This window comes from Bacillus sp. AFS001701, from assembly GCF_002559405.1.
Lineage (GTDB): Bacteria > Bacillota > Bacilli > Bacillales > Bacillaceae_G > Gottfriedia.
In genome coordinates, this window is the sequence record NZ_NTZO01000473.1 from 1 (window position 1) to 4,711 (window position 4,711).

Sequence of the window (4,711 nt, forward strand, 5' to 3'; positions counted from 1 at the left end):
AAAAGGAGAGTTGAAAAATGAGTAAAAAAACTATGGGTATTCACCATATCACAGCAATTGTTGGACATCCTCAAGAAAATGTTGATTTTTATGCAGGAATTTTGGGGTTGCGTTTAGTTAAACAAACAGTCAATTTTGATGATCCCGGTACTTATCACCTATATTTTGGAAATAAAGGTGGAAAACCAGGAACAATTATTACCTTCTTTCCATGGTCAGGAGCTAATCAAGGAATCATTGGAGACGGTCAAGTAGGAGTTACTTCATATGTTGTTCCAAAAGGAACTATGGAATTTTGGAAAAAAAGACTAGAAAAATTCGATGTTCCTTTTACTATCATGAATCGCTTTGGAGAACAATATTTAGAATTCGATGATCCACACGGTCTTCACTTGGAAATTGTTGAAAGAGACGGAGGTGAAATTAATAATTGGACATTTGGTGAAGTGATGCCTGAAGTTGCCATTAAAGGTTTTGGTGGAGCAACTTTATTATCAACCCAGCCTAATAAAACAGCTGAATTGTTAGAAAATGTAATGGGACTAGAACCAGTCGCTAAAGAAGGAGATTTTGCTCGATATCGTTCTACTGCGGATATTGGTAATATTATCGACGTAAAATTAACTACAATTGGACGTGGACAAATGGGTGTTGGTACAGTACACCACATTGCATGGCGGGCTATTGATGATAACGATCAAATGGATTGGAAAAAATACGTTTCAGCTAATGGGTACGGTGTCACTCCAATACAAGACAGAAATTATTTTAATGCCATCTACTTTAAAGAGCCTGGAGATATTCTATTTGAAATTGCGACTGATCCTCCTGGATTTGCTAATGATGAATCGCAAGAAACAATGGGTGAAAAATTGAAGTTGCCATCACAGTATGAACCTCATAGATCACAAATTGAGCAAGTTTTAATACCGATTATAGTAAGAGAACTTGACTGATTATATGAAAAGGAATATTGTTTATGATTTAATTCGATTCGGAAGCAACACTTGGAAAATGATAAATTTAAAGTTAACTACTTCGGTTCATGGATTAAAGGGAGTAGAACTGTTCACCATATAGAATGGAGAGCAAAAGATGTGGAGTTTCTACTTATGTGGAGAACGATGCTTAAGAAATACTTTCCAACAGACGTTCGAGATCGAAATTATTTTAAAGCCATCTCTTTTAATGAAGAAGGTGGCATACTCTTTGAAATCGTAACAGATGATTCGCCAAGATTTTAGTTGATGAACCATAAGAGGTCCTGGAAAAAAACTGATGCTGCCAACTTGGTTAGAGTCAAAAAGAAAAGAAATAGAAGAAAGCTTACCGCATGTACGGGTTTGTGTTATGGAGGGAGATATACAATGAAACATATATTCCCAACAAGTTGCACGGCAAACAACTGTGAGTAGCAACTTCTAAGTTCGGTCCTTTAGAATCTTATCAGCCTACCGGTTACAACCTTTATACGATGGAGGAATTGTTGAAGCAGATTTAGGCTACGAACAATATACTCGGTATAACCTTTATGACACAGTTTATTTTGCACGGGGTTGGTGACGTAACCGATGAACAATTGGCACAAAACGATGCCGAATATGTAAAATATGTAACAAACCAGACAGTAACGGTTAAAGCTGAAGTAATTGTAATAATTAACAAAACAAAGACCCTTCTATAAAAAGAAGAATCTTTGTTTTATTGTTAAATGTTATTTTCGAGCAAATGAAAACCACCTCTTATAAGGGGGGGGATTATACTATTTTTCTCAGTTAGTTCAGAAGTTAAATATCGAATAAAATACTCTGGTCGGGGGAGTGGCCCAGCCTACAGCATTTTATTGTTCACTCTTATACATAAAATACTTTCCTTTACTCATACTAAAAAAATATATAATAAAAATCAAATATCTAGGTAGGCTTTATGTTGATGGAATCGTTAATAAGTAGCATATTCAAGACTTCATAGTAATTCCATTATTAACAATGAAAACAAAGTGCGATTACAGTTGCAAAATGGGTAAAGAAAGCAAATCAATAAATTATCGGTTAAAGCTAAGAGTTACTTTACAATTAGCTATTGTATTTTCAACGAAGTGTAATTATAAATTTTATAAAAAATCCAACCTATAGTCATCCATTAATTAAAACAAGGGAACACTTTAAATAATATAACCATTCAATATCTATAGGTAACCAGATTCTTATTAGATGGGCTCATTGGGTATATATCATTCAAATATGGCTGGAGGTCAATCATGGAGAAAATAAATTGTGATCTTACACCTATGAAAGAGAATTTAGAAAATGGCATTAAACACCTAATACATTTACTCCAATCTAATTTAAACAGAATAGGTAATGAAAATTATTGTGTATTAGGTAGTTTAGAGGATGCTAAAAATCAGCTTAATTCCATTGAATTTACGGCGTCCTCTTATTATTTAGGATGTTATTTATCCTCTTTTACAGATGCATTTAACGAACTGTCAACTACTGTGCAGCACCTTTCAAAACTTAAACATGGAGCATTGATAGTAGTCGAACGTTTTGATTCTATTGAAACAATTATCCAAAAAGGAACAAAAATTGGAGCAATGTTGACATCTAAATTATTAGAATCCATTTTTTACCCTGGAAACCCTCTCCATGACGGGGCTGTTTTAATCCGAGAAAATGTTGTGGTTTCAGCTGCCAATGTTCTTCCTTTAACAAAAAAAGTATATGATAAAAAGAAACTTGGAACCCGTCACCGTGCAGCTCTCGGAATATCTGAACAAAGTGATGCCCTTGCACTTGTTGTTTCAGAGGAAACGGGCCAAATTTCATTTGCTTTTGATGGTAATCTATATCCATTAAATACTACTCAACCCATTGTTTTTTAAAGTTTACAATTAATAATAAAAAAAAGAGTTTAAAAAAGCAGCTAATTTAGTTCCTTTTCATTAGAGCAACATAGCAATTGCGATTAAATAAATTAAATGGATTAACAATGTATATACATGTTTATTTTACAGCAATTCACTAATTTCAAAGTTATACATGTAAATTAAATTTTTAATTAAATGCTTCAACTTTTACTTCTTGGTCAAATCCAAGAATATTTTCAATCATTAATGAAAGTTTGTTTAATACTTCTTTGTCATCACAATTCCAAACTTCCGTTTCATCTACATAACAGGTGAAAATTTTGTTTTTAACGATTTTTCCTTTTTTTGTTTTTTCGTTGTCTAATAGTTCAAAATGTACTTCACCTTTTGCAGCAATAATACCAATGATTCTTGATAGTCTTGTAGAATTTAATATCCCTATTTCTTCATTTAACGCATATTTATTGCCGACGACTTTTAAAAAACTACGTGTCGCCGTATGTGATTCTTTTTTAAATTGTTTCAGGAAAAACTTCATTTTTTCTTTATTAACGTCTTTGCTGCAATATTCTTCAAGAATATTAAAGACTGTTTTTGTTAATTCTTTGTTATTAATACTATATGAAAACGTTTCTTGTAACGAAATACCTTTGTTTCTTAGTACGTTTAGCAATGATGTATGGATCATCTTTTTACCTCATTTCCTATTTTTGAATCTATTTTGTGTAAGAATAGTGTTATGAGATTATCGAATGTGTTAGTTGTATTAAAATTTTGACTTTTTCGTCGATCTTTTTTTATTAATTATTTGGCAGTAAAATATGCAGCCTAAGTCCTCCAATAGTGATTGGAGCAAAGGCTGCATATTTCATTCTATCTACTTAGTAAGGTATAACCAAAATAGGTAAACTTCTTATTAATCTAATTATTTACCTTCATGACCGCCGAACATATCTTGAGCATATTGAACACCTAATCCATAAGCTCCACCATGCTCTTTAGCAATATCTAGAACTTGATTATATGTTGCTCCATTAGCCCAGTCGCGTTGTAATTCAAGCATATATTGCATCCAAGTAATTGGAGTAGCACCAGCTTGGATCATACGTTCAATAGCCATTTCATGAGCCTCTGTTGACACGCCACCTGAAGCATCGGTTACTACATATACTTCATAACCTTGATCAAGTGCTTCAAGAACTGGCATTACTACACAGACTTCAGTCCAAAGACCAGCTACGACTAATTTTTTATTGCCAGCTTTTTTCACTGCATCAACAAAGTTTTTATCATCAAAAGCATTCATTGAAGTTCGATCAATAATTTTTTGATCAGGGAATACTTTTTTAATTTCTGGAAAAATTTGACCACTAAACGATTTAGAAGCAACTGTAGATAATACTACTGGAACTTTAAACAACTTAGCTGCTTCTGCTAAGCCAGCCGCGTTATTACGAACTAAAGTCATATCAGTTGACTTAGTCGCAAATGCCATTTGTGGCTGATGGTCAATCATTAATAAAGTATGATTTGTTGGTGTTAATAAAGCATCAGTTGAATGAGTATTAGTCGTAACCTTTACTGGTGTTTTTGTAGAAGCGGCGTTACCCACATCATTATGAACTGACATAGCTCCTAAAGTACCTAATCCTAAAGATAAAGCAAGACCTAAACCTGTTAATTTTTTAGTTAAACTTTTCACTATAATACATCTCCTTGAAAATAATTTTTTTTAGTTAATAATTTAGAATAATACAATTATATAAAGAATCTTTAATTCGAGATATTTTTGAAACGAATAACAGCACCTAATGCACCTAATCCTAAAGATAAAGCAAG

The 4,711-nt window shown here is 32.8% G+C and carries 6 protein-coding genes; 4 read left to right on the forward strand and 2 right to left on the reverse strand.

What is annotated here, in order from left to right:
- Positions 1–17 precede the first annotated feature (17 nt).
- From CN514_RS21270 to cdaS, 4 genes are all read left to right on the forward strand, one after another.
- Positions 18–956: a ring-cleaving dioxygenase gene (locus CN514_RS21270; RefSeq protein WP_098234293.1), complete on the forward strand. Its 939-nt coding sequence runs from the start codon at positions 18–20 to the stop codon at positions 954–956.
- A gap of 51 nt (positions 957–1,007) precedes the next feature.
- Positions 1,008–1,244, forward strand: coding sequence for a VOC family protein (locus CN514_RS26670; RefSeq protein ID WP_286141785.1), 237 nt, complete (start codon positions 1,008–1,010; stop codon positions 1,242–1,244).
- A gap of 287 nt (positions 1,245–1,531) precedes the next feature.
- Complete coding sequence (locus tag CN514_RS25935; protein ID WP_176526018.1) at positions 1,532–1,684, forward strand: hypothetical protein; 153 nt, start codon at positions 1,532–1,534, stop codon at positions 1,682–1,684.
- 576 nt (positions 1,685–2,260) lie between these two features.
- Positions 2,261–2,887 (forward strand): sporulation-specific diadenylate cyclase CdaS, encoded by a 627-nt coding sequence (cdaS, locus tag CN514_RS21280; protein ID WP_098234294.1) that lies wholly within the window; start codon positions 2,261–2,263, stop codon positions 2,885–2,887.
- 172 nt (positions 2,888–3,059) lie between these two features.
- Here cdaS and CN514_RS21285 read toward each other — a convergent pair whose 3' ends face one another.
- Both CN514_RS21285 and CN514_RS21290 read right to left on the reverse strand, forming a co-directional pair.
- A complete protein-coding gene (locus tag CN514_RS21285; RefSeq protein ID WP_098234295.1) occupies positions 3,060–3,560 on the reverse strand; it encodes a hypothetical protein in 501 nt (166 codons plus the stop codon).
- 237 nt (positions 3,561–3,797) lie between these two features.
- Complete coding sequence (locus tag CN514_RS21290; protein WP_286141786.1) at positions 3,798–4,388, reverse strand: hydrolase; 591 nt, start codon at positions 4,386–4,388, stop codon at positions 3,798–3,800.
- Positions 4,389–4,711 lie beyond the last annotated feature (323 nt).

Excerpts from the sequence above, each read along its gene's own strand:
- CN514_RS21270 (WP_098234293.1), top strand. The coding sequence starts at position 18 with ATGAGTAAAAAAACTATGGGTATTCACCATATCACAGCAATTGTTGGA.
- CN514_RS25935 (WP_176526018.1), top strand. The coding sequence starts at position 1,532 with ATGACACAGTTTATTTTGCACGGGGTTGGTGACGTAACCGATGAACAA.
- CN514_RS21285 (WP_098234295.1), bottom strand. The coding sequence starts at position 3,560 with ATGATCCATACATCATTGCTAAACGTACTAAGAAACAAAGGTATTTCG.
- CN514_RS21290 (WP_286141786.1), bottom strand. The coding sequence starts at position 4,388 with ATGATTGACCATCAGCCACAAATGGCATTTGCGACTAAGTCAACTGAT.
- cdaS (WP_098234294.1), top strand. The coding sequence starts at position 2,261 with ATGGAGAAAATAAATTGTGATCTTACACCTATGAAAGAGAATTTAGAA.